Here is a 24,553-nt window from a genome sequence, read left to right on the forward strand (position 1 = left end):
AAGCCTATATGAAACAACTTAAAGTCCTTGCCCAATATTACGTCGACCTACTAGTCAAGTTAGGCATAGTGCGCTTTAGCATGCTACTGGCTTTGGCGCTCGTGGCGCTCGCGGTAGTGGTGCAAGTGGGGATTACCTTAGTCCTTGAGGGCACGGTTCAAAATATTGATATCATTCGCTCTGTTTTCTTTGGCCTGGTGATCACGCCGTGGGCGGTTTATTTTTTGTCGGTGGTGGTTGATCAACTGGAGGAGTCTCGTCAGCGGTTATCAAAACTGGTTTCTAAGCTGGAAGAAATGCGTGCGCGTGATATGCGCCTTAACCGCCAACTCACCGAAAATATTGAGCAACTCAACTCGGAAATAGAAGAGCGTGAGAAAGCGGAGAGTGCGCGGCAGCAGGCGATTAAAGATCTTGAAAATGAAGTTTATCAGCGTGAAAAAGCGCAGTTGGAGCTGGCGGAGCAAACCGCCTTACTCCGCTCTTTCATTGATGCTTCCCCAGATTTGATTTACTACCGCAACGCTGATGGTCAGTTCTCGGGCTGTAACCGAGCGATGGAAGAGCTAACCGGTTATGACGAGAAAACGCTCAAAGGGCTGACACCTTGGGACGTTTATCGCGAAGATATCGCTGAAAAAGTGGTCGAAACCGACCAGCAAGTGTTTGACGCCAATGTGTCGATAACCTACGAGCAATGGCTTGAATATCAAGACGGGCGTAAAGCCTATTTTGAATTACGCAAAGTGCCTTTCTTTGCCCGAGATGGGCGGCACCTTGGGCTGCTTGGTTTTGGGCGAGAAATTACCGAGCGTAAGCGCTACCAAGATGCGCTGGAAAAAGCGAGCCGAGAAAAAACAGCGTTTATTTCCACCATTAGTCATGAATTGCGCACCCCGCTCAATGGGATTGTTGGCCTAAGCCGCATGTTGCTGGAGTCAAACTTGGATGATAAGCAACGTAATTATCTGCGGACGATTTATGTCAGTGCGATCACGTTGGGAAATATTTTTAACGACATCATTGATTTAGACAAATCTGATCGCAAACGTCTTTCTCTGCATCCCACCAGTGTGGATTTAAATGAGTTTGTTACCGAAATCGACAATATTTCAGGGTTGATGGCCGAGCAAAAGGGCTTACGTTTTGAACTTGAGCGAGTGACCGAACTCCCTGACTATGTGGCGGTTGATACGACGAGGCTGCGGCAAATCCTATGGAACCTCGTCGGTAATGCGGTCAAGTTTACCAAGCAAGGCTGTGTGATCATTACAGTCAGCGCGGAAGTGGACGGTGACCAAGCCCATTTATGCTTTGACGTTGAAGACAGTGGTATCGGGATCCCCGCGGATGAACAAGACAAGATTTTTGCCATGTATTACCAAGTTAAACAGGCAGGGGAAAACCTGCATGCCGTTGGGACAGGTATTGGCTTGGCGGTATCGCGTAAATTGGCCCGTTTGATGGGGGGGGATATTACCCTCGACAGTGAAGAGGGCGAGGGGAGTACCTTTACGGTTACCGTCAAGGTGCCATTGAGTGAGCCTGGAGAAGACGAAACACCGGCACTCACCCCAGTGGAAAGCAGGCTGCGTATTTTATTGGTGGAGGATATTGAGCTCAATATTACTGTTGCTACCAGCTTGCTTGAGAGTTTGGGGCACCAGGTGACCGTCGCTCGCGATGGGCAGTCGGCGTTAGATGTGTTCTCGCCAGACGCGTTTGATCTGGCGCTGCTCGACATTCAACTGCCCGATATGACCGGTTTTGATATCGCGGCTACTTGGCGAGAGCAGTATGCGCAACTGCCACCTTTAGTTGCGCTGACCGCCAATGTTATTAATGACAAAAATAGCTATCTTGCCAACGGAATGGACGATGCGATCAGCAAACCCATTAGTGTGAGTGCGCTTAACCAGGTGATTGAGCAGTATGCTTTGTCATCAAACATGGTGACAGACGTCGAGAGTGTGAATGAGCCCGCGCCGAGCCGTCCTATCGCGAATGAACAAGCAGAGCGGTTACTCGATATGGATATGCTCACTGGGTATGTGGAGTTAGTGGGTATAGACCCTGTGAAACAAAGCATTGAGATGTTTGAGTCAACCATGCCAGAGTACATCGCCATCCTCGACTCGAATATGACGGCACGAGATCAAGAAGGCATTGTTTCTGAAGCGCACAAAATTAAAGGCGCTGCAGGGTCGGTGGGACTCAAGCATATTCAAAAAGTGGCGCAAAAAGCACAGTCACCCGACCTCCCCGCGTGGTGGGAGAACATTGCGGATTGGATTGATGAAATCAAAGATGGCTATCAGCACGACCTGGATGTGCTAAAAGCGTGGTTAGACGAGCAAGCGTAGCGCTTCTGGCTGGCGAGCCCACTGAGAAACCAGCAAGCGACAAAGAGAAAAAAGGCGCCTTAATCGGCGCCTTTTTCTTGAGTTCGACACGCAGTCATTAAACCATGCACTGTCTCTCAACGACTCTTTATTGCTCTTCGATTTCACCGCAGAAGCGATAACCTTCACCATGGATGGTCGCAATAATCTCTGGTGTGTCATTGTGCGATTCGAAATGTTTACGGATCCGGCGGATCGTGACATCCACGGTACGATCGTGCGGCTTAAGTTCACGACCCGTCATTTTCTTAAGCAGCTCAGCACGCGTCTGAATTTTGCCTGGGTTTTCACAGAAGTGAAGCAGGGCGCGGAACTCAGAGCGAGGCAGCTTAAAGGTTTCCCCTTCTGGGTTAATGAGCGAGCGACTGTTGATGTCGAGTGTCCAACCGTTAAAGACATACACGTCGACGTTACGCTTTTCTTCGCTGTCGTTGACACTGCTCATGGCACGTGTGAGCAGGTTACGCGCACGGATAGTCAGTTCGCGTGGGTTGAATGGTTTGGTAATGTAGTCGTCGGCACCGATTTCGAGCCCGAGAATCTTGTCGACTTCATTGTCACGCCCAGTGAGGAACATCAGCGCCATGTCACCTTGTTCACGCAATTCGCGCGCGAGCAACAAGCCGTTTTTACCTGGCAAGTTAATATCCATGATCACTAAGTGAACATGATGGTTAGACAGGACTTGATGCATTTCGTCGCCATCGCTGGCTTCAAACACATTGTAACCTTCCGCTTCAAAGATACTTTTCAGCGTGTTACGTGTGACCTGTTCATCTTCTACAATCAGAATTTGCGGGGTTTGCATTGGCGATACCTAATATCTAAATAGAATCCGGTTGCACTTCACAGTCTAGACTGTCTAGCCTGTGAAAAAAAATTACAAAAATGCGAGGAGTGTCTACCGCGAATCTCGCAACTAACATATGGCACGCCATCCATAGAGAAGTGTTCGTCGATGCTAGACAACGCACCGTGAGTTCCAGCTTAAGACGGGGCGTGGCAGTATGAGTGCACCACCAAGCCAATCACTCTGATATCCATTAATTATCGCCAATTGTATTCATTTAACAGCACGCTAACAATATATTAGGATAAGGGTTGATGATTTTTTTCATCCTTTATTGACCCCAATCAAAAGCATGTTAAATGTCAGTTAGCGACGCGTTTTAACTTAACTTTCTGAATAATGACGCATAATTAGTCACTAAGCATAGTATGCGTTACGAGTAGGTGTAAACAATGTGTGATCCTGATAACCAGCAAGAATTGTGGAAAACTTACCAATCGATCGCGTTTCACGCTCCTCAAGCGCCAGATGCCGAAGCATTTGCTATTCTTACCGCATTTAATCCGCGTAGCCAACCTTTATATGAGAAAGAGAATCAATCGCGTAATGCTCAGCTTGAAAGTGCAATGACACAACAAGGGATACGCTATTGGCCAATGAATGGTGGGGCGCCGGATGGGAGTTGGTATGAGCCGGGTTTTGCGGTTGCTGTGGATAAGCACGAAGCCATGTTATTGGCGCAACAATGGCAACAAAATGCCATCTATTGGGTAGAGAATGATAGTTTATGGTTGTTGCCTGTTTTGATGGATGCGTTCACACCGCAATCACTGAACGTGCGTTTTTCATCCTTGTTCACGGCAGCCACTCGCTAACTCTTTCCCACAACGAAAAAGGAGAAAGGCATCATGGACGATAAATTGCCGGACTTATGTGACAACCACCCGGAGGCGGTGCAATGGATCCCACTGCAGTGGCAGAACTATGGCGCTCATTGCTGCTTTGAAGGCCAAGTTCGTACAGTACGTTGCTATCAGGATAATTCCAAAGTGAAGGCGATGCTGGCTACCCCAGGTGAGGGCCAGGTGCTGGTAGTGGATGGCTCTGGTGCGATGGATAGAGCCTTGCTGGGCGATCTTATCGCACAAAGCGCTGTTGATAATGGGTGGGCAGGCGTCGTCATCGTTGGGCCGGTTCGCGATGCGGCGACGCTAGCGACCTTGCCGATCGGAATTAAGGCTCTGGGTGTCTGTCCGATAAAAACGCAAAAACGCGATCAGGGCGATGTGGATGTCGCGTTAGCGTTAAACGGCGTGTCTGTGAGGGCAGGTGATTATCTGTATGCCGATCTAAATGGCGTGATTGTGTGTGCAGAGCCACTGATCAGTTAATCTGGGCGGCGGGTTAAAAGTGCAACCCAACCCCGAGTTGGTAAATCGATTCGGGGGAGGTTTCGGGACGAAACTCGACATCTAGCCCGGCATTCACATCAATTGACTCACTCAACTGGTAGCGACTGCTGACGCCCCACTGATTGATCAGGGTATCGTCATTATCGCGGCTAATTTGACTCGAAAGGCGCAGCTTGTCGGTAAAACGGTACTCAATCCCGCTTAACAACCCTTGTTGCGTGGTGTGTTGGTCGTTTTCGCTTTTCAGTTGCGTGCCCATATAAACAGATACATTACTGAGTGGGTAACGATAGCCTGACTGAATGGTCCAGCTATCAAAACCTTGTGTGGCCGATGGGATAGACTGAATAAAGAAGTGATCAGCTGTCCCAGCTGGCAGCGTTTGCCAAGTTAACGGTTGGCCCCACGCAGGCGCTGCCACAGCTTGTAAGACGAGGGTCAACAGTCCTAGTTGTTTTATACTCAAATCCTGTGCCTCATTGTTCTTTTTAGGCTTAGCTCAGTCTTAGAAGACGCTGATGCGTTGTGATCAGTGTAGACAAAAAATAGATACTACTGCCGAATTTTGTCTCTCTCCTCATGCGTGCCGATAACGGTCGATAGACTAAGGTGCCAATATATTGACGGTTTGCCACTTTATTGGCGCAAAAAGGCGGTAAATCGCCAGTGTGCGGTTAACACATGATGACTGAGCAAATATTAGGCCGTTTTTGGTGAGAGCGTCGCGTGTCCCAACCGGTTTTCTTCGCTGTAGGGACGCACATCATGAAAATGCCCGGCCTTTACCTGGCTTTGCAGTTGCTGCCAATAACCAGCTTCGAACAGCTCTGGGTGGAGGCGATCAAACTCGTCGGCAACGGTACGATTAACCAGTAAAAATGTGCGAAATTCTTCTGGGAATACGTCATTTTCGCCCACGCTGTACCAAGGCTCTGCAGCTAGTTCATCTTCTGGATAGCGAGGTGGCGGAATATGGCGAAAGTTTACCTCAGTGAGATACGCTATCTCATCGTAATCATAGAAAATGACCCGATTGTGACGACTGACCCCAAAGTTTTTAAACAGCATATCGCCGGCAAAGATGTTGGCGGCGGCTAATTCTTTGAGTGCATCGCCATATTCTTGTACGGCTTGGGTGATCGCGTCCGGCTCGGCTTTTTCGAGATAAATATTTAACGGGATCATGCGCCTTTCCATGTAGAGATGGCGAATGCGCACTTCGTTGTCGGTGACGTTAACGCAGGAGGGGGCAACCTCGAGGAGTTCATCAATTAAGGCGTCACTAAAGCGGTCACGGGGAAAAATAAAGTTACGGTATTCTTGGGTATCGGCCATGCGTCCAACCCGATCGTGTTCTTTAACCAGGCGGTACTTTTCCCTTACTTGGGCGTGGGTCATTTGCTTTTGCGGGGCAAACTTGTCTTTGATGATCTTAAACACAAACCCATAGGAAGGCAGAGTAAATACCGACATCACCATTCCTTTGACCCCAGGCGCGATATCAAACAAGTCATCCGAGTTATCCAGGTGGTAAAGAAACTCACGGTATAGCTCGGTTTTTCCGTGCTTCTGGCAACCGATCGCGGTGTAGAGCTCAGCGGGCGTTTTGTTGGGCATCAGCTGGTTAAGGAAGTCCACCAACGCCGCCGGCACAGGGGCGTAGACCATGAAGTACGAGCGGGCAAAACCAAACACGATGCTGACATCATCACTGTCGGTAATACAGGCGTCGATGTACAGCTCCCCTTGCTCGGAGATCGCGAGCGGCAGCACCAAAGGCCGGCGCTGGTTAGCCATATCGAGTCGGCCGATAAGGTAAGCGCCTTTATTACGGAAAAAAGGCTGACGAACCATTTCTAGGGTAAAGCTCATGGTAAGTTGCGGGCCAAACCGCGCTTGGAGTATTTGTGTCACACGTTTGAGATCGCCGCTTTTATCCCGCCAAGGTAGGGTAAACGGGGTGCTATCGAGCATCCGCTCTAAGGTGGCGTAAATGCCGGCTTGGGATTGGAAGCGTCTTAATAAAGGGGTTGGATATTTGGGGATCCGTCCCCCTTGGGAGCTTTGCACGAACAGCTTATCGCGACGGATATTGCGGTGTTCAAAGATCCGGCAATACACAGAGTTAAAGAAACTCTCGGCGATATCGTAACGCGGGTAGTCATCAAGCAAGGTGACATAAGCCGCTTTGACTGCCATCAAAAAGGAGCGTGTGGCGTGCGCTTTGCCGAGCATGGCTCCTAATTGTTGACTGACCAAACCAACATGATGGTCGTAGAACTGGATACGCGTTTTGAGCGCTTGTTGAACACTTTTCCAGTCTTGTTGCTCAAAGCGCTCCTGCGCACCGGAGGTGACATCGAGAAACCGGCCATACATAGCATCCGAGCCTTGTAGTATGGTATTGGCGACTAATTGGGCCATCGCTTCTTGGGTCATTCGCGCTCCTTGCGATCTGGTTGCTCCCTTGTTCAAGCTCGCAGAGTTTTGTTGAAAAAGCAATCAGGATCACTTTTTTGTTGACCTAAGCAACATGATTCGATACACCTAGAGAGAATCAAACAAAACAAATGATATACGCAACACACATGCAACTAACGATCAGCACCCAGACCACCACAACCACCATTATTATTACTGGCACATCATGTGTTGGTGCGGGCTGATACGCACAGAATTTCCAAAAAAGCCCGTACCTTCCCAGGTACGGGCTTTTTTTTATCTTAAAAGAGAGGTCCCAAACGGATGCGAGTTTTAAAATTTGGTGGCACATCGCTGGCCGATGCTGAGCGCTTCAGTCGCGCTGCCGATATCATTGTCAGTAACCAGGGGCAGAGCGAGGTGTCTGCCGTGTTATCCGCCCCAGCGAAGGTGACAAACATCCTCGTTTCAGTGGTTGAGAACACGGTCAAACATGGTGAAGCGGAATTGCCGCTTAAAGAGCTAGAGCAGCTTTTCGTCGGCTTGTTTCATGGCCTAGCTGAGCGTCAACCCAACCTCGATACCCAGCCACTTTTCGATAAATTAACACGCAGTCTCGGCCAGCTTCGCCAATATGTGCATGGCATGAGTTTATTGGGCTTATGCCCAGATAGCACCTACGCACGTGTCGTCAGTAAAGGTGAGCGTTTGTCGGTCGCAGCGATGCATGCTCTACTCGAGGCGCGTGGGTATGCAGTGTTCGACATTGACCCGGTGGAATACTTTGCCGCGTCGGGCAGTCACTTAAGTGCTGAAGTCGACATCGAAGTCTCATCGCAACGCTTCAAACAATCGCCCATCCCGGCGAAACACTTTGGTCTAATGCCAGGGTTTATGGCGGGGAATGAAAATGGCGAGCTGGTGACCCTAGGACGGAATGGCTCAGACTACTCTGCCGCGGTACTCGCGGCGTGTGTACGTGCCGAGTGTTGCGAGATTTGGACAGATGTCGATGGGGTGTACAACTGTGACCCTCGCCTCGTACCGGATGCGCGCTTGCTAAAATCGCTGAGCTATCAAGAAGCGATGGAGCTGTCTTACTTTGGCGCGAAAGTGTTACACCCCAAAACCATCGCACCGATTGCGCGCTTTCATATCCCTTGTTTAATTAAAAACGCGGCGAACCCGCAAGCAGAAGGCACCTTAATTGGTGAGGATAGCGGGGAGGACAAGCTTGCGATTAAGGGCATCACCACCTTAAGCGATTTGAGCATGGTCAACCTATCAGGCCCGGGTATGAAAGGCATGGTAGGGATGGCATCACGCGTATTTGGTGCGATGTCATCAGCGGGGGTGTCGATTGTGTTGATTACCCAATCCTCTTCTGAGTACAGCATCAGTTTTTGTATTCAAAGCCAGGACAAAGAAAAAGCCGACAAGGTGCTGAGTAATCATTTTGAGCTTGAACTGAAAGATGGTCTGCTTGAGCCTGTCGAGTTTATGGATAATTTGTCGATTGTCTCTTTGGTGGGCGATGGCATGCGCACATCGAAAGGTGTTGCCTCGCGCTTTTTCACCTCGTTGGCAGAAGTCAATGTCAATATCGTTGCGATTGCTCAAGGTTCATCGGAACGCGCTATTTCTGCGGTGGTGCCTTCAGAGCGAGTCTCTGAGGCGGTTAAAGCCTGTCATGAGAATTTATTTAATAGCCAGCATCATTTGGATGTGTTTATCGTCGGTGTCGGTGGCGTAGGGGGTGAGCTGATTGAGCAAATCCGCCGCCAACAAGCCAAGCTCCAGCAACAAGGCATTGTGATGCGGGTCTGTGGCTTAGCGAACAGCAAAGGGATGTGGCTTAACAGCCAAGGCATTGATCTAAATAGCTGGCGCGATGAACTCCCCAACCACCTGTCTACGTTCAGCTTAGCGGGGATGATCCAGCTAGTTCAGCGTAATCATATCATTAACCCTGTGTTGATCGATTGCACCGCCGATCAACAGGTCGCCGATCAATATGCTGATTTCTTGCGTGCAGGCTTTCACGTGATTACCCCTAATAAGAAAGCCAATACCAGCAGCATGGCTTACTATCACCAGTTGCGTCAGGCGGCCCGTGCGACGCACCGCAAATTTATGTATGAGACCACAGTGGGCGCAGGCCTGCCGGTGATTGAAAACCTACAAAACTTGATTGCAGCAGGGGATGAGCTGTCACGCTTTTCTGGGATCTTATCGGGATCGCTTTCCCACATTTTCGGCAAGTTAGATGACGGCGCCAGCTTTAGTGAGGCGACCAAGGTCGCGCGTGAAAACGGTTTTACTGAGCCGGATCCGCGTGACGATCTGTCGGGTATGGACGTGGCACGTAAGCTGTTGATTCTGGCACGTGAAGCTGGCATGGAGCTTGAGCTTGATGATGTTGAGGTCGAACCTGCGCTTCCGCCTGGCTTTGATCAGTCCGGTGATGTGGAAACCTTTATGGCGCGTTTGCCGCAAGCCGATGAATATTTTAAACAATGGTCCGAGGCTGCCGCCAAAGAAGGCAAAGTATTGCGTTATATTGGTGGTATCGAAGACGGACGCTGTTTCGTCAAAATCCAAGCGGTATCTGACGATGACCCCATGAACAAAATCAAAGAGGGTGAGAACGCATTGGCTTTTTATAGCCGGTACTATCAGCCGATTCCTTTGGTGCTGCGAGGCTATGGCGCGGGAACCGCAGTGACCGCCGCCGGGGTGTTTGCGGACTTAATGCGTACACTGGGTTGGAAGTTAGGAGTCTAGTTATGGCAGTCCGTGTTTATGCACCTGCATCGATTGGTAATGTCAGTGTGGGATTTGATGTCTTAGGGGCAGCGGTGAGTCCTGTCGACGGTAGTTTATTGGGCGATGTGGTGGAAGTGGCAGACGGTGGAAACCACGCTTTTTCATTGCGCTGCCAAGGCCGCTTTATCGATAAGCTACCCGCTAATCAGCAGGATAATATCGTTTATCAGGCGTACTTGGCCTATGCCGAGGCGCTTAAAAGCCATGACTTGGCGGTGAAACCCGTTGCCATGGTGCTTGAAAAGAATATGCCGATTGGGTCAGGACTTGGCTCCAGTGCATGCTCGATTGTCGCCGCGCTCGATGCGTTGAATCGCTTTCATGACCATGCGCTCGATGAGACTCGCATGTTAGCGCTGATGGGAGAAATGGAAGCGTCCATCTCCGGTAGCTTACATTATGACAATGTCGCGCCTTGTTATCTTGGTGGCGTGCAGCTCATGCTGGAAAGCCAAGGGGTGATCAGTCAAGCGGTGCCACACTTTGAAAACTGGTATTGGGTGATGGCGTATCCGGGCATCAAGGTGTCGACGGCAGAAGCACGCACCATCTTGCCCGCCCAGTATCGCCGGCAAGATGTGATCGCCCATGGGCGCTATCTCGGCGGCTTTATTCATGCGTGTCACACGCAACAGCCTAAGCTCGCGGCGAGTTTAATTTGCGATGTGATTGCTGAGCCGTACCGACAAAAACTGCTGCCGGGGTTTGTTGAAGCGCGCGAGTATGCCGCCAGTTGTGGCGCATTGGCGACGGGGATTTCCGGTTCAGGGCCAACCCTATTTAGCATTTGTGACGATAGGCAGGTGGCAGAGCGTGTCGCGCAATGGTTACGCGAGCACTATATACAAAATGATGATGGCTTTGTTCATGTATGTCGCATTGATGGACAGGGCGCGAAAGAAATAGGAAGTCAGGCATGAAGCTTTATAACATCAAAGATCACAGTGAAACCGTGTCATTCTCTCAGGCGGTCCAGCAAGGCTTAGGTCGTGGCCAAGGGCTCTTTTTTCCCGAGAGCTTGCCCCACTTCGACGACATCGAGGCATTACTGGCCATGCCTTTGGTGGCGCGCAGTAGCGAAATTTTATCTGCATTAATTGGCGATGAGCTGCCTAAACAGCAAGTGAGTGAACTGGTTAAAAGCGCATTTAGCTTTGCCGCACCGCTTACCCAGGTGAAAGATAATATTCACGCGCTTGAGCTTTTCCATGGCCCGACGCTCGCCTTTAAAGACTTTGGTGGCCGTTTTATGGCGCAGTCGCTGGCAGCGGTCTCTGATGGCAAAAAGATCACTATCCTCACGGCAACATCTGGGGATACAGGGGCGGCTGTTGCCCACGCGTTCTACGGTATTGATAATATCGATGTCGTCATCTTGTACCCGAAAGGCAAAATCAGCCCGCTGCAGGAAAAACTCTTTTGCACGCTCGGCGGCAATATCCATACGGTCGCGATTAATGGCACCTTTGACGATTGTCAAAGCATGGTCAAGCAAGCCTTTGATGATAGCGAGCTTCGTCAGGCCATTGGTCTTAACTCGGCTAACTCCATCAACATTAGCCGCTTAATGGCCCAGATTTGTTACTACTTCGAGGCGGTGGCGCAGCTCCCTCCGCATAAACGCGATCATGTGGTGATATCGGTGCCAAGTGGTAACTTTGGTAACCTCACGGCCGGTTTGCTTGCTAAAGCGATGGGGCTGCCGATTAAGCGCTTTATTGCGGGTACCAATGCCAATGACACGGTACCGCGTTATTTGGACTCGGGGGAATGGTCTCCGCAGCAAACGGTCGCCACCTTATCCAATGCCATGGACGTGAGTCAGCCTAACAACTGGCCACGTATCGAAGAGCTTTTCCGCCGAGAGCAGTGGACGTTGAGTGAACTTGCCTCAGGGCGTGCTGACGATGAGGAAACGGCTGAGAGCTTAAAATCGCTCTCTCACGCGGGCTATTTGTGTGAACCGCATGGTGCGATTGCTTACCGTCTGCTGGCTGAGCAGCTTGAACCAGGAGAAGAGGGGATCTTCTTGTGCACCGCCCACCCGGCGAAATTTAAAGAGTCGGTGGATGCCATTTTGGATAAAGATATCCCCCTGCCTGGGCCGCTCGCGAAACACGCGAAAATGACGCTGCTTTCTCGTGAGCAAGAGGCGGATTTCCAAGTGCTACGAGACTACCTATTAGACATTAATGGCTAACGGGTAGAAGCAACGCACTCCAGCCTATGCCTGAAAAAACAGCCCGCGATAGCGGGCTGTTTCATTGTAAGCGCTCTTGCGAAAAGCAATGCGCTTATAGTGAGCTGGTAAAGGTACGTGTAATGACGTCGCGCTGCTGTTCAGGCGTCAGTGAGTTAAAACGTACCGCATAACCGGAGACGCGAATGGTCAGCTGTGGGTATTTCTCTGGGTGCTTTGCTGCATCTTCCAGCGTTTCACGCTTCAATACGTTGACGTTAAGATGCTGGCCGCCTTCGTTGACCGCTTGTGTCTCGATATTCACCTCGCGGTAATCGAATTCACCCAAAGAAGATAGGGCAACTTCCTGATCCGCTTCAAAGCCTTGTTTAGCACAAACACAACGCGCTTGATCGGTGTCTTTATCAATCAACCAAATAGAATTAACGAGTTCATCATTGGCCGCTGAGGTTACTTGAATACCAGTGATCATGGCCTATCCCCTTTTATGATAGTGACTTTTATGATGTAAGATTTCATCATTTAGAGTGCCTATATATACCCTTTAAAGAGTGGGGTTTTATTGACCTGAATCAAGTTTACCTCATAATTAACATTATGATATTTATCTTATATCAATCTTTTTTGAACTACAGTGAGGACTGTAGCACGGCCGCTTCCGCGCTGCGAGTCTCACGGGGATTTTTTGATTCAAAATGTAGTAATTTAATTACAAGTGAAAGTGGCGTGTGCGCAAACAAGTGTGTGCAAAAAAGAGGCAAATTTGCACCACTTGTGCTCATTGTGTGACTTAGGCTGATCAGCTTATAGACTAACACCATGACTTTATTGCTTTTATAAAGTTGGCATTAAAATTTCATTGCTAATGATGAATCCACAATGATGAGGAATGCCCCATGATTAAGCCAACCATGACGCGTGCGAGCTTACCGACCCCTAACCGCGCGGTACAAGGCCGCTGTCAGCGTCATTACCACTCACACACCGAACGAACAAAAGATCGTTGCACACACTGATTTTGCCATGCTGCCTCGTTAGAATAGCGCCAATATAATCAAAAGGAGCAACCATGACTCAGGCGCAAACGTGGCAGCAAGTATTGGCTGATGAGAAACAACAAGCGTATTTCCGAGAAACCCTTGCCTATGTTGAACAAGCACGTGCCAAGGGGGTGACGGTTTTTCCTCCGAAGGAAGATGTGTTTAATGCCTTTCGTTACACCGAGTTGGGCGAGGTGAAAGTCGTGATTCTGGGTCAAGATCCTTATCACGGGCCGAACCAAGCTCACGGGCTGTGCTTTTCTGTGCGACCGGGTGTGAAAACACCACCGTCATTGGTCAATATCTACAAGGAGCTTGCCACCGATATTGAAGGCTTTACGCCACCTTCTCACGGTTACTTGAAAAGCTGGGCGGAACAAGGTGTGTTGTTGCTTAATACTGTGCTCACCGTTGAGCAAGGAAAAGCGCACTCACACGCCAAACTGGGTTGGGAAACCTTTACTGATCGTGTCATCGATGCGGTAAACCAGCAGTGCCAAGGCGTGGTGTTCTTATTATGGGGCGCGCACGCCCAGAAAAAAGGCAAAGCGATCGATCGTCAGCGCCACCATGTGCTCACCGCGCCTCACCCGTCACCGCTGTCAGCGCATCGTGGCTTTTTTGGTTGTCAGCACTTTTCACAAACCAATGCGTTGCTTCAGGCGCAAGGGAAGACGCCCATTGATTGGCAGCCTTATCTCGAGGCGGAGTAGGCTCAGTCGCTGAGGAGCGATGAAAAAAAGGTGCTCGGTGAGCACCTTTTAGCAATCCTATGTTGAGGGTGAGTTAATCGAGGTCCAGTTGAGAGAAATCGCCAAAAATATCGATTTCTTCCAATTCTTTTTTTAGCCGCTGTTTGTCTTTCAGCGCTTCAATTTCTCTCCATTTACGTTTGACTGGTTTCGCGCGTCCGTTGCGTTGTGGCTTGTCTTGCTCGAACAGATCGTTAAAGGCAATGTTTTCCATAGTCACCTCTTTTTCACCTTGCGGTCAGATTTTAAATACCACAGCTACCCCTAACGTAAAATTGAAGTATTTCTCATTTGTGGCAGTCCGATGAAGTTTTTATGAGACCGCAATCACTGATTTTTAAAATGAGTGACTGTTGCCCCAGCCGTGATGGGTTTGAATTGACCTAGAAGGTGGTTCACGCGAAGATTGCGCCGCATTGATCATTATCCTTACTTAATCACGACGAGGGACAGTCCATTGAGCCTACTCACTTTTATTAATGATCTGATTTGGGGGTCGGTGCTCATTTATGTGCTCATCGGTGGCGGGATCTTTTTTACCTTAAAATTAGGCGGCATTCAGTTTCGTCACTTTTCTCATATGTTTTCTGTCATGCGTCATAGCCGACGCCGTGAGGGGAGCAGCATTTCCTCTTTCCAAGCCTTGTGTACCGGGCTCGCCGCGCGTGTAGGGACGGGCAACATGGCCGGGGTGGCGGTCGCTCTGTCATTAGGTGGCCCGGGGGCAATCTTTTGGATGTGGCTAATGGCATTTCTCGGCATGGCCACGGCCTTTGCAGAGAGTACGCTGGCGCAAGTGTATAAGGTACGGGATCCGGACGGCTATTTTCGCGGTGGTCCTGCCTATTACATGGAACATGGCCTAGGAATGCGTTGGATGGGGATACTCTTCTCCCTATTACTGATTTTGGCATTTGGGCTAGTGTTTAATTCGGTTCAAGCCAACTCTATCTCACAAGCGGCACAAGTGGCATTTTCATGGCCACCGGCCTATGTCGGCGCGGGGTTGGTGCTGGTTAGCGGGTTAATCATTTATGGTGGCTTACGTCAGATAGCGCGCACGGCAGAAGTGATTGTGCCCGTGATGGCGCTGTTATATTTGTCCTTGTCTTTGTATGTGGTGTTAACCCATCTTGATAAAGTGCCAGCGGTATTTTCTTTGATCATAGAAAGTGCATTCGGTCTCCACGAAGCGGCATCAGGCGCTTTGGGCTACACCTTGGCACAAGGCATGATTCAGGGGATTAAACGCGGATTATTCTCTAACGAAGCAGGCATGGGCTCCGCGCCTAATGCGGCGGCTTCAGCGACGCCTTACCCTCCTCATCCTGTTTCTCAGGGTTACGTGCAAATGCTTGGCGTGTTTGTGGATACCTTGGTGATCTGCACTGCTACCGTGGCGATTATTCTGCTATCAGGTGAGTACATTCCCGGCGGCGAAATTACGGGGGTTGAGTTGACTCAGCGGGCGTTAAGCGCACAAGTTGGGGAATGGGGCGAACAGTTTGTGGCGGTCGCCATTTTCTTTTTCGCTTTTACCTCGATCATTGCCAATTATTCGTATGCAGAAACCAATCTGTTGTTTATCAATCATCGGTGTCGTCCGGCATTGCCGTACTTCCGTGCTTTAGTCTTGGGTATGGTCATGTTTGGGGCGCTGGCGGAACTGCCGCTGGTTTGGACTCTCGCGGATGCGTCTATGGGAATGATGGCGTTGGTAAACATGATTGCGATTTTTTTACTTTCGGGCATCGTCAAGCGTTTGGCAAAGGACTATCACACTCAGCGCTCATTGGGGCGGGTACCTGTGTTCGACAGTCGCCGCTTTCCCGAACTGCACAGTCAGCTTGACGATAAGGCGTGGCCGCTCCCCAAACGTTAGTCACTGATACGCATGATGTGTGGTGGTGGGCGGTGGTTTTTTTATGCGGGAATGATAGGCTTAGCAAAAGATAAATAACAAAAGGGCGAGCAACATGCTGATAGTGGTTTCTCCTGCAAAAACCTTGGATTATGAAACGCCATTGCCGACAGACCGTTATACCCAACCTCAGCTTACTGAACACTCAGAGGCGTTGATTAAGGTTTGCCGTCAGCTTACACCGGCAGACATTGCCTCGCTTATGAAAGTCAGTGATAAAATCGCCAGTCTTAATGCTGTGCGTTTTTCTGAATGGTCTCCTTCTTTTACCCCAGATAATGCACGACCTGCGGCGCTTGCATTTAAAGGGGATGTGTACACAGGGTTAGATGCCAATTCGATGTCCGAGCAAGATTTTGATTGGGCACAAGATCATTTTCGTATGTTATCAGGCTTGTATGGGCTATTGCGGCCGCTCGATCTGATGCAACCGTACCGGTTGGAAATGGGGACCAAGTTGTCGACACCACGAGGCGACAACTTATATCAGTTCTGGGGCGATATCATCACAGAGGCACTGAATGATGATTTGGCGGCACAGGGCAGTGAGCTATTAGTCAACCTTGCCTCCAATGAATACTTTAAAGCGGTCAACAAGAAGGTGCTTAAAGGCGACATCATCACCCCAGTGTTTAAAGATTATAAAAACGGTCAATACAAGGTGATTAGCTTCTATGCCAAAAAAGCCCGTGGCATGATGGCGCGGTATTTGATTGATAAGCGCGCGAGCTCAGTGGCGGACATTAAAGCGTTTAATGTGGCAGGCTATTACTTTAGTGAAGCCGACTCGAAAGACAATGAGCTGGTATTTCTGCGCGACGAGCAATAAGCGGCGCCAGTGATAAAACGCGAACAATTCGAAAAAGCCCCAACAGGGGCTTTTTTCATTTCTGGCTCGAATCAGTGCAATATCCGCGCGCGGATGGTGCCTTCGATCGCTTTAAGCTTTTTCAGTGCCTTGTAGGCATGATCACTGTCTTCAACATCAATCACCACATAACCAATTTGCGACGATGTTTGTAAGTACTGTGCGGCGATGTTGACACCTTCGTCGGCAAAGGTGGTGTTGATTTTGGTCAGCACCCCAGGTCGGTTGGCGTGTATATGCAGTAAGCGCGAGCGGCCTTGATGTTCTGGCAATGACACTTCAGGGAAGTTGACGCACGACAGCGTCGAGCCATTGTCAGAATACTTCACCAGCTTACCGGCTACTTCCAGGCCGATGTTTTCCTGTGCTTCTTGGGTTGAGCCACCAATGTGTGGTGTGAGTAACGCATTATCAAACGCTTGTAGCGGAGAGCTAAATGCGTCTTTATTGGTTTTTGGCTCAACGGGGAAAACATCGATTGCCGCCCCAGCCAAATGCTTGCTTTCTAGCGCGCCGCATAAAGCATCGATATCGACCACCGTACCGCGTGAGGCATTAATAAAGATCGCCCCTGGTTTCATGCGGGCAAAGGCCTCAGCATCAATCATATTCTGCGTGCTTGGCGTCTCGGGGACATGAAGCGAGACAATATCACTGCGATTAAGCAGTTCTGTGAGCGAGTTGACTTGAATGGCGTTCCCTAACGAGAGCTTGTTATCAACATCGTAGTAATACACTCGCATCCCCAAGTTTTCTGCCAAGATACTTAGCTGGGTGCCGATGTGGCCATAGCCAATAATGCCGAGTACCTTCCCGCGAGCCTCAAAGGAGCGATCAGCGGATTTTTGCCATTCACCGCGATGCGCTTTGGCATTTTTTTCGGGGATCCCGCGTAGGAGCAGTAGGATCTCACCTAAAACCAGCTCTGCGACACTGCGGGTGTTGGAGAAAGGTGCGTTAAAAACGGGGATCCCGCGCTTGGCCGCCGCATCAAGGTCCACTTGATTGGTGCCGATACAAAAACAGCCAACCGCGACCAACTTTTTCGCTTTTGCAAAGACGGCTTCCGTTAACTGGGTGCGAGAGCGTAGTCCCACAAAGTGTGCATCTTGGATAGCTTCTTCGAGATCCTCACCGGTGAGTGAGCCTTTATGGTACTCGATGTTGGTGTATCCGGCCTGCTTGAAGGCTTCAACAGCAGTGGGATGGACGCCTTCGAGTAATAGGATTTTGATTTTATTCTTGTCCAGTGAATAGTGTGACATGCGGGCTGTTCTCTTCCTTAGAAACAATAATGGTAGCAATGTTGCGCCTGAGTGCCGGGGCGCATCGTACCTTATTCCCGCGCACGATGGCGACGAGGAGATGCGGTTGATTGACCTGGTCATTAGGTTGATCTTTTACGTCAAAAGACCGCTGGGCATGCGATGTGCCGGTATCAGAACAGTGACCAAGATAACAAAAATTCACATAAGGGGTAAGAATTATCCGTTCTAGGCCATAAAAAAAGCACCTTAAAAAAGGTGCTTTTAACTTATTGATTACACTTAACGCAAACGTTTGGCTTTTCTGGTTACTCACCACCGCGTATAAGCCTCTGATTTGCGGTATTATGCACTCAGTTTGCTACTTTTTTCACACCGGTGTCGGTACCGGTTAACACAATATCTGCGCCGCGATTGGCAAACAGCCCAACCGTTACGACGCCAGGAATGGCATTGATGGCATCTTCTAATCCTTTGGGATCTTGGATTTTCATATTGTGTACGTCGAGAATCACGTTGCCATTGTCCGTGATCACCCCTTGACGGTAACACGGGTCGCCCCCTAGTTTGAGTAATTCACGCGCGACATAAGAGCGTGCCATGGGGATCACTTCAACGGGAAGTGGAAACTCACCCAGTACATCCACATGTTTAGTGTCGTCGATAATACACACAAACTTATCTGCGATCGCCGCGACGATTTTCTCACGCGTCAAGGCAGCACCACCGCCTTTAATCATATGATGACGCGCGTTAATTTCATCCGCACCATCCACATAGATGTCTAAGCTTGCCACTTCATTGGCATCGAGTACCTCAATGCCCAACGCTTTGAGTCGCTCGGTGGAGGCTTCTGAGCTTGAGACCGCGCCTTTGATGTGCTCTTTAATGGGCGCAAGGGCATCAATAAAGTAATTAACGGTAGAACCGGTTCCCACGCCGATAATACTGCCCGGCTTGACATATTCCACCGCGGCTTCGCCCGTGGCTTTTTTCTTTTCGTCTTGGGTCATGATAACTCCTGAATCTAGGGGAATGGGCGTGATTATAGCGAAGCCAATAGATGGCGTCAGGGTTTAGGTCGCGAAATACGCGTTGGCCACTGCCAATGTTGGCTGGGGGTTAAAATATGTGGCAAAGGCACATCCCACTGTTCGGTAGGTAACGCTGGCCATTGCTGGCAGTCATGCGCGAGCCCAACCGCGACCGCATCAGGCGCACATAAGCCGAGCGTGCGATCGTAATAGCCCCCTCCCATGCCCAGGCGTTGTCCTTTTGCGTCAAACGCCACCAGCGGCGTCGCAATCACGTCCAGCTTTGCAGTTGGGATTAACGCATTGATATTGAGTGTCGGCTCGGCAATACCATAACCATTAACCCGCATTGGGGTGGTCGGGGTGTAGTGAAGAAACAGTAAGTGACCACGGCTAAAGGGATGAATGACGGGCAAGTAGACATTTTTGTTCGCTTTCCAGCACGCCTCAATGACAGGCGTTGTATCTAGCTCGCCATCAAATGAGAGGTACAGGGCGATGTCCGTGGCTTGCTCAACATCAGCAAGCGCCGTAAATCGTTTGGCAACCGCGTCTGCGGCGAACGTTTGTTGCTCTGGAGAAAGCTGACGACGTGCTTCGCGAATAGCGTGTCGTATTTGTTGTCTAGGCTGCATAACTGTCCTTGATGCTAGCCGAAGGGTAGAGAAGAGGACCCCGGGGTGCCGTTGGGATCGATGGCCCTTGAACCCGCTGGTTCAAGGCGGGTGGGTAGTATAAGCCGTAGGCTTCTCGGTGCATGCCGAGCTTGCTCAGTAGCCTATAACAACGCACCCTTAGTTTTGCTTATCGGCTCAGGGACGTAGATCCGCTGACAAACACCCCAGGGAATTGGGTTATTCTTGCGATCCTTGCGCTGCCATTGCTTTGTCTAGTTGTGACGTCATCAGGGCGGTCCGTTGCGTGACCTGATCTTGCAATGTCTCTAACGACTGTTTGGCATCATTTAATTCGTGGCAAACATTGAGAGCGGCAATGGCAATTAGCTGCTCTGTATTGCTTACTTTAGTGCGCTCAGCCAGCCGATGCAACCGTTGATCGAACTCGCTTGCTGCATCTTTAAGCGCTTGCTCTTGCCCGGGTGGGCAATTGACGCGAACAAGACGATCTAGAATTTTGATTTCAACCGGTTGTGTGCTCATAGTCCCACGCTGGCTCCTCATCCGGCCCGATTTTTCGAGGGCCCAGTACACAATAATATGGCGCTATTCTAGCAATTATTCTGGTGAATACACTACATCGAAAATCATCTCTGCTACTGGTGCAGGGAATTTGACCAAAACACGACAGCGACATCGCGTCTCGGTAAAGCGGTACTTAGGGCGCAGCGCTAGAGGCGTCGTGAGGTTTGCTCCTTTTCGCGACCAAGGGCGCACATTTTTAGACACAAATGTGAGGCGGCTCGCTTGCGACAGTGGCTTCTCGCGGCCAGGGTTGATCCTTGTCATCGTGAGGGCGTCATCTGCACTTATACACTGTCTTGCGTCATCAGTCATGCGTGGTGGGGCATCATACCGTTTTTTATCGCGGTGATTCAGCCTGATGGTGTGAAATGCTAGACTGTGCTTCTTATTTTGATGGCACAGCAAGGGGCAAGATTGTGACTGATACCCGTTTACCCGCTTATGCGACAACAGCAGACACACTGAGGGCTGACAGTTTGGCGGTGACGCCTGCAGAGATGCACGGTTTAATCGCAGGCATGCTCAGTGGTGGACTAGAGCTGGAAGATGGTAGCTGGTTAACCATGCTTTATGATTACACCCACCAAGGGATGGGGTGGCCAACAGAGTCTAAGACGCTTGCCTTGCAAAGCTATCATCAGCTAAAAGCGCAGCTTACCGGCAGTGATCTTGATTTAGATATTTATGTCCCTGACGACGAGCAGTCGGGTGTCGTTGCCCGTGCCGAAGCGCTGGTGGAGTGGATTAACGCGTTTTTAGCGGGGGTGGGACTGATCGGAACCAAAGGGCGTACCTTATCTAAGGATGTGACAGAAGCATTGGGCGATCTCAAAGATGTTGCGCAGCTGGGTGTCGATGAAGATGGCGACATGCAAGAGCAAGCCGAATTACTTGAGCAGGTTGTCGAGCATGTACGCGTATGCAGCATGGTGGTGCACGCAGAACTTGGGGCGCGTCCGGACCGTGACGATACGCCTAAAACATTGCATTAATCTCAATGACGCGTTCAGATTGAGGCGTTAAGTGACTCAGGGTGAGGTAAAAGTGGGATGAAAGCCTATGACATAGTGATCGCAGGCGGCGCAATGGCCGGTGCGACTGCCGCATTGGCCTTAGACACATTGAGTGGCGGCACACTGCGTATTGCCGTGGTCGAGGCAATGGTGCCCGATCACCGCGAACACCCGGGTTACGATGCACGCAGTATCGCATTAGCACAAGGCAGCTGTGCAGCCTTTGCGAGCTTGGGACTGTGGGACTCTCTCGCCCCTTTTGGCACGCCGATTCAGCACATTCATGTGTCAGATCGTGGCCACGCCGGACAAACCCATATTGACGCACAGTCGCAGGGAGTGCCTTATCTTGGCCAAGTTATCGAGTTAGCGGATGCCGGTGCGGTGCTTCACCAAAAGTTACAACACCGCGAGGCGATCGATGTGTTTTGCCCAGATGCCGTGATGGCGATTGAGCGAACGCCGGCGGCGGTAACGGTGAGATTAAAACAGGGGGAGTCACTGACCGCTTCGTTACTTATTGCGGCTGACGGTGGGCGCTCGTCTTGTTGCGCGCAGTTGAAGATGCCACGCAAGCAACACAATTTTGGCCAAGTGGCGGTGATTGCCAATGTCTCGACCGCACTTCCTCATCAAGGACACGCCTTTGAGCGCTTCACGCAAACAGGCCCTGTGGCGCTGTTACCCATGTCGCAAGGACGGTGTTCGTTAGTGTGGTGTGTCACCGCGGAGCAAGCTGATGCGCTGATGCAAATCAGCGATGACGCCTTTCTTCAGCGCCTGCAGCAGGTGTTTGGCTGGCGTTTGGGCAAATTGCTGCATGTTGGAGAGCGCCATGCGTATCCATTGACGCTTAACCAAGTGGTTCGTCCGGTTAGTCATCGTGTGGCCGTGGTGGGTAATGCGGCACAAAGCTTACACCCTATTGCCGGGCAAGGATTTAACCTTGGCTTGCGAGATGTAATGACGTTAGCGCACACGCTGACGGAGGCGGCAAGGCGTGGCGATGATATCGGTGCAATGCCAACATTGATGGCGTACGCCAAACAACGAACACCAGACCGAGATGCCACAGTGGCATTGACATCAGGGTTGGTTCACCTCTTCTCCAATGATAGTCCGCTTCTGGCGGGGGCACGTAATGCCGGGTTAGGGCTGATGTCAACATTAGAGAGTATGAAGCAACCGCTTGTGCAACGCACCATAGGATGGGTAGAACCGAGATGAAAATGATCAATGCCGACGTGGCCATTGTCGGTGGCGGCATGGTGGGGCTGACACTCGCCGCCTCCCTTGCCGACACGGATTTACGGGTGGTGGTGATAGAAGGTAAAGCGCCTGAAACGACCTTAAACGACATACCAGAGAACCGCGTCTCTGCGTTGAGCCGAGCGAGTGAGAACATACTGCGCACCCTGGATGTATGGCCGGGCATCGCCTCACGTCGCGCGGCCAGTTACCAGCAGATGCGGGTGTGGGAGAAAGACAGTTTTGCCGATATTCACTTTGATGCGCAGGCGTTTGGCCAGCAAAACCTCGGCCATATTGTTGAAAACCGTGTGATTCAGTTGGCTTTGCTCGATAAAGTACAAAAGCAGGACAATGTGACTGTGTTGATGCCGGAGCAATGCCAATCCATGCTACAAGGAGAGAGCGAAACTTGGTTACAGCTCGCATCTGGGGGCGGTGTGACGGCGAAACTGGTCGTGGGGGCCGATGGGGCGCGCTCTTGGGTGCGTGAGCAAGCACATTTCCCCTTGGTACAGCGCGACTATGGCCATCATGCGGTGGTGGCGACGGTGCGCACGGTGGAGCCGCACCGGGGCGTTGCGCGTCAAGTGTTTACGCCGGACGGGCCGCTTGCATTCTTACCGCTTTCCGACTCGCATCTGTGCTCGATTGTTTGGTCTATCCCCCCAGAACAAGCGACGGATTATGTCGCGATGGAATCAGCGTCTTTTAACCGTGCCCTAACCGCTGCGTTTGATGCGCAACTTGGCCTTTGTGAGGTGGTAGGGCCGCGCGCCAGCTACCCGCTTACCATGCGTTATGCTCAACACTTTGCGGCGGAGCGCCTGGCTTTAGTCGGTGATGCGGCGCACACCATCCACCCTTTGGCTGGGCAAGGGGTGAATTTAGGTATGCTCGACGCGGCCGCCTTGGCGCAAACATTGGCCTCACTCGCCGACAAAGGGAAAGACATCGGGCATTATGCCGGTTTGCGCCAGTATGAACGTTGGCGCAAAGCGGAAGCGGCGCAGATGATTGCAGCGATGCAAGGCTTTCGAAGTTTATTTGCGGGCGATAATCCGGTCAAAAAGCTCGTCCGTGGCGTGGGCATGCGCGCCGTCAATCATTTGCCTGGCGCCAAGCAGCCATTTATGGCGCGTGCGCTAGGCCTTGTGGGGACGTTACCCGAGCTGGCTAAGCCGTGTGAGCGAGGCGCGACTTTTTGGTGATTGCGTGATGGCTGAATTGGCGAAAAATAGAGAATATGCTAAATACCACAAAGACCCTCGCCGAGCAGGCAACGGTTGAATGGTGAGTATGATGTTGAATTTACCGACTGACGGTGCGAGTTGTCATTGGGTGTAACAAGGAACAAGACTATGAGTGATATCCCATCTGAATTAAAATTTACCGCGACACATGAGTGGGTTCGCCCTGAAGGGGAAGGCCTATTTACCATTGGCATTTCTGACCACGCCCAGGCGCTGTTAGGGGACATGGTGTTTATCGATTTGCCTGATGAAGATGACACCTTTGATGCGGGTGACGATTGTGCGGTCGCAGAGTCGGTAAAGGCGGCGTCAGATATCTATGCGCCCATCTCTGGTCAGGTCGTGGCCGTCAATGAAGAGTTAGACAGTGCCCCTGAATTGGTTAACAGCGATCCCTACGGTGATGGTTGGTTGTTCCAGATTCAAGCGACAGATGAGTCTGAAATCGATAGCCTGCTTGATGCGCAAAGCTATGAAGAAACGTTAGGCGATCAAGACGCAGACTAAAACGGTCAGGGGGTAGCACCTGTGCTATCCGTGTCTTTTTGCTCCCGATAACAAACAGGGGCCCATCCAACGGGCCCTGTTTGTATTGTGCGGCCAAGTCAGTAAGTGGTCCGCAACGAGCCAGATTGTTCTGGTTCTCGCAGCCCTTCTTGATACACATCTCGAATCAAACCGTTAACTTCCTTCACGGTTTGGTAGTGACAGATAGTGGCGTGATCGGGGGCGCTTAACCAACCATTATTAAAATCAAACCGACCGCGTCCGGCGATATATAGGCGCCCTGAGAATAAGCGTGTGACATGTTTGGCGACAAGCTTGGGTGAGTAGCGATTAAAAACGCGCATAACCTCTTCTTACTCATGTTGGTGGTCGTCACCCGGTAGGGGTGTGAAAACGGCA

At 50.7% G+C, this 24,553-nt stretch carries 23 protein-coding genes, 1 other RNA gene and 1 other annotated feature; of the genes, 13 read left to right on the forward strand and 11 right to left on the reverse strand.

Annotated features, from left to right (window positions below):
- Positions 1 to 8 precede the first annotated feature (8 nt).
- Positions 9 to 2,363 (forward strand): aerobic respiration two-component sensor histidine kinase ArcB, encoded by a 2,355-nt coding sequence (gene arcB / locus BZG23_RS03200; RefSeq protein ID WP_046074050.1) that lies wholly within the window; start codon positions 9 to 11, stop codon positions 2,361 to 2,363.
- Between the two features lie 127 nt (positions 2,364 to 2,490).
- Here the strand turns inward: arcB and arcA are convergent, their stop codons facing one another.
- On the reverse strand, positions 2,491 to 3,210 hold the full coding sequence (gene arcA / locus BZG23_RS03205) for a two-component system response regulator ArcA (RefSeq protein WP_046074051.1): 720 nt from the start codon (positions 3,208 to 3,210) through the stop codon (positions 2,491 to 2,493).
- A gap of 434 nt (positions 3,211 to 3,644) precedes the next feature.
- Here arcA and BZG23_RS03210 point away from each other — a divergent pair, with 434 nt between their 5' ends.
- Together BZG23_RS03210 and BZG23_RS03215 are read left to right on the forward strand one after the other, a co-directional pair.
- A complete protein-coding gene (locus BZG23_RS03210) occupies positions 3,645 to 4,067 on the forward strand; it encodes a DUF3293 domain-containing protein (RefSeq protein ID WP_077606130.1) in 423 nt (140 codons plus the stop codon).
- Positions 4,068 to 4,100: 33 nt separating this feature from the next.
- On the forward strand, positions 4,101 to 4,583 hold the full coding sequence (locus BZG23_RS03215) for a putative 4-hydroxy-4-methyl-2-oxoglutarate aldolase (protein ID WP_046074053.1): 483 nt from the start codon (positions 4,101 to 4,103) through the stop codon (positions 4,581 to 4,583).
- Between the two features lie 13 nt (positions 4,584 to 4,596).
- Here the strand turns inward: BZG23_RS03215 and BZG23_RS03220 are convergent, their stop codons facing one another.
- The gene (locus BZG23_RS03220; RefSeq protein WP_046074054.1) at positions 4,597 to 5,070 is read right to left on the reverse strand and encodes a hypothetical protein; all 474 of its coding nucleotides are present in this window, start codon (positions 5,068 to 5,070) and stop codon (positions 4,597 to 4,599) included.
- A 233-nt stretch (positions 5,071 to 5,303) separates the two neighbouring features.
- The gene (gene aceK, locus BZG23_RS03225; protein WP_046074055.1) at positions 5,304 to 7,043 is read right to left on the reverse strand and encodes a bifunctional isocitrate dehydrogenase kinase/phosphatase; all 1,740 of its coding nucleotides are present in this window, start codon (positions 7,041 to 7,043) and stop codon (positions 5,304 to 5,306) included.
- A 165-nt stretch (positions 7,044 to 7,208) separates the two neighbouring features.
- Positions 7,209 to 7,325 (forward strand) — a sequence feature (Thr leader region).
- 24 nt (positions 7,326 to 7,349) lie between these two features.
- On the opposite strand from aceK, the gene thrA reads away from it, so the two are divergent.
- The 3 genes from thrA to thrC are packed head-to-tail and all read left to right on the forward strand — an operon-like array spanning position 7,350 to position 12,051.
- Positions 7,350 to 9,809 (forward strand): bifunctional aspartate kinase/homoserine dehydrogenase I, encoded by a 2,460-nt coding sequence (gene thrA, locus BZG23_RS03230; RefSeq protein WP_077606131.1) that lies wholly within the window; start codon positions 7,350 to 7,352, stop codon positions 9,807 to 9,809.
- 2 nt (positions 9,810 to 9,811) lie between these two features.
- Positions 9,812 to 10,771, forward strand: coding sequence for a homoserine kinase (gene thrB / locus BZG23_RS03235; RefSeq protein ID WP_077578954.1), 960 nt, complete (start codon positions 9,812 to 9,814; stop codon positions 10,769 to 10,771).
- Positions 10,768 to 12,051, forward strand: a complete 1,284-nt coding sequence (gene thrC, locus BZG23_RS03240) for a threonine synthase (RefSeq protein ID WP_077606132.1) — start codon at positions 10,768 to 10,770, stop codon at positions 12,049 to 12,051. Before thrB ends, thrC begins: the two co-directional genes overlap by 4 nt.
- Before the next feature lie 94 nt (positions 12,052 to 12,145).
- On the opposite strand, the gene grcA is transcribed toward thrC, so the two are convergent.
- Positions 12,146 to 12,523: an autonomous glycyl radical cofactor GrcA gene (gene grcA / locus BZG23_RS03245; RefSeq protein ID WP_046074059.1), complete on the reverse strand. Its 378-nt coding sequence runs from the start codon at positions 12,521 to 12,523 to the stop codon at positions 12,146 to 12,148.
- 597 nt (positions 12,524 to 13,120) lie between these two features.
- Between grcA and ung the strand changes: the two genes are divergently transcribed.
- Entirely contained in the window at positions 13,121 to 13,804 is a 684-nt protein-coding gene (gene ung, locus BZG23_RS03250) for a uracil-DNA glycosylase (RefSeq protein WP_046074060.1), read from the forward strand.
- A 73-nt stretch (positions 13,805 to 13,877) separates the two neighbouring features.
- Here ung and BZG23_RS03255 read toward each other — a convergent pair whose 3' ends face one another.
- On the reverse strand, positions 13,878 to 14,057 hold the full coding sequence (locus tag BZG23_RS03255; protein WP_046074061.1) for a DUF3545 family protein: 180 nt from the start codon (positions 14,055 to 14,057) through the stop codon (positions 13,878 to 13,880).
- Positions 14,058 to 14,300: 243 nt separating this feature from the next.
- Here BZG23_RS03255 and BZG23_RS03260 point away from each other — a divergent pair, with 243 nt between their 5' ends.
- Positions 14,301 to 15,725 (forward strand): alanine/glycine:cation symporter family protein, encoded by a 1,425-nt coding sequence (locus tag BZG23_RS03260; RefSeq protein ID WP_077606133.1) that lies wholly within the window; start codon positions 14,301 to 14,303, stop codon positions 15,723 to 15,725.
- A gap of 94 nt (positions 15,726 to 15,819) precedes the next feature.
- Entirely contained in the window at positions 15,820 to 16,593 is a 774-nt protein-coding gene (gene yaaA / locus BZG23_RS03265) for a peroxide stress protein YaaA (protein ID WP_046074063.1), read from the forward strand.
- 71 nt (positions 16,594 to 16,664) lie between these two features.
- Here yaaA and serA read toward each other — a convergent pair whose 3' ends face one another.
- The 5 genes from serA to zapA form a co-directional block, all read right to left on the reverse strand.
- Positions 16,665 to 17,897 carry a phosphoglycerate dehydrogenase gene (gene serA, locus BZG23_RS03270; protein WP_046074064.1) on the reverse strand — a complete coding sequence of 411 codons (1,233 nt, stop codon included), beginning with the start codon at positions 17,895 to 17,897 and terminating at the stop codon, positions 16,665 to 16,667.
- A 353-nt stretch (positions 17,898 to 18,250) separates the two neighbouring features.
- Positions 18,251 to 18,910: a ribose-5-phosphate isomerase RpiA gene (rpiA, locus tag BZG23_RS03280; protein WP_046074066.1), complete on the reverse strand. Its 660-nt coding sequence runs from the start codon at positions 18,908 to 18,910 to the stop codon at positions 18,251 to 18,253.
- Positions 18,911 to 18,966: 56 nt separating this feature from the next.
- Positions 18,967 to 19,566 carry a 5-formyltetrahydrofolate cyclo-ligase gene (locus tag BZG23_RS03285; RefSeq protein WP_046074067.1) on the reverse strand — a complete coding sequence of 200 codons (600 nt, stop codon included), beginning with the start codon at positions 19,564 to 19,566 and terminating at the stop codon, positions 18,967 to 18,969.
- 33 nt (positions 19,567 to 19,599) lie between these two features.
- Positions 19,600 to 19,782: non-coding RNA, 6S RNA (ssrS, locus tag BZG23_RS03290), on the reverse strand.
- Between the two features lie 3 nt (positions 19,783 to 19,785).
- Positions 19,786 to 20,091, reverse strand: coding sequence for a cell division protein ZapA (gene zapA, locus BZG23_RS03295; protein WP_046074068.1), 306 nt, complete (start codon positions 20,089 to 20,091; stop codon positions 19,786 to 19,788).
- Between the two features lie 458 nt (positions 20,092 to 20,549).
- Between zapA and BZG23_RS03300 the strand changes: the two genes are divergently transcribed.
- From BZG23_RS03300 to gcvH, 4 genes are all read left to right on the forward strand, one after another.
- Positions 20,550 to 21,125, forward strand: coding sequence for a UPF0149 family protein (locus BZG23_RS03300; protein WP_046074213.1), 576 nt, complete (start codon positions 20,550 to 20,552; stop codon positions 21,123 to 21,125).
- Positions 21,126 to 21,182: 57 nt separating this feature from the next.
- The gene (gene ubiH / locus BZG23_RS03305; RefSeq protein ID WP_077606134.1) at positions 21,183 to 22,373 is read left to right on the forward strand and encodes a 2-octaprenyl-6-methoxyphenyl hydroxylase; all 1,191 of its coding nucleotides are present in this window, start codon (positions 21,183 to 21,185) and stop codon (positions 22,371 to 22,373) included.
- Positions 22,370 to 23,605: an FAD-dependent 2-octaprenylphenol hydroxylase gene (locus BZG23_RS03310; protein WP_077606135.1), complete on the forward strand. Its 1,236-nt coding sequence runs from the start codon at positions 22,370 to 22,372 to the stop codon at positions 23,603 to 23,605. Before ubiH ends, BZG23_RS03310 begins: the two co-directional genes overlap by 4 nt.
- Positions 23,606 to 23,764: 159 nt before the next feature.
- Positions 23,765 to 24,154 (forward strand): glycine cleavage system protein GcvH, encoded by a 390-nt coding sequence (gene gcvH / locus BZG23_RS03315; protein WP_321166657.1) that lies wholly within the window; start codon positions 23,765 to 23,767, stop codon positions 24,152 to 24,154.
- A 98-nt stretch (positions 24,155 to 24,252) separates the two neighbouring features.
- Here the strand turns inward: gcvH and BZG23_RS03320 are convergent, their stop codons facing one another.
- Positions 24,253 to 24,498: a DUF1107 domain-containing protein gene (locus BZG23_RS03320; protein ID WP_077606136.1), complete on the reverse strand. Its 246-nt coding sequence runs from the start codon at positions 24,496 to 24,498 to the stop codon at positions 24,253 to 24,255.
- Between the last annotated feature and the right edge of the window lie 55 nt (positions 24,499 to 24,553).

The organism is Salinivibrio sp. ML290, assembly GCF_001995695.1.
Taxonomy (GTDB): domain Bacteria; phylum Pseudomonadota; class Gammaproteobacteria; order Enterobacterales; family Vibrionaceae; genus Salinivibrio; species Salinivibrio siamensis.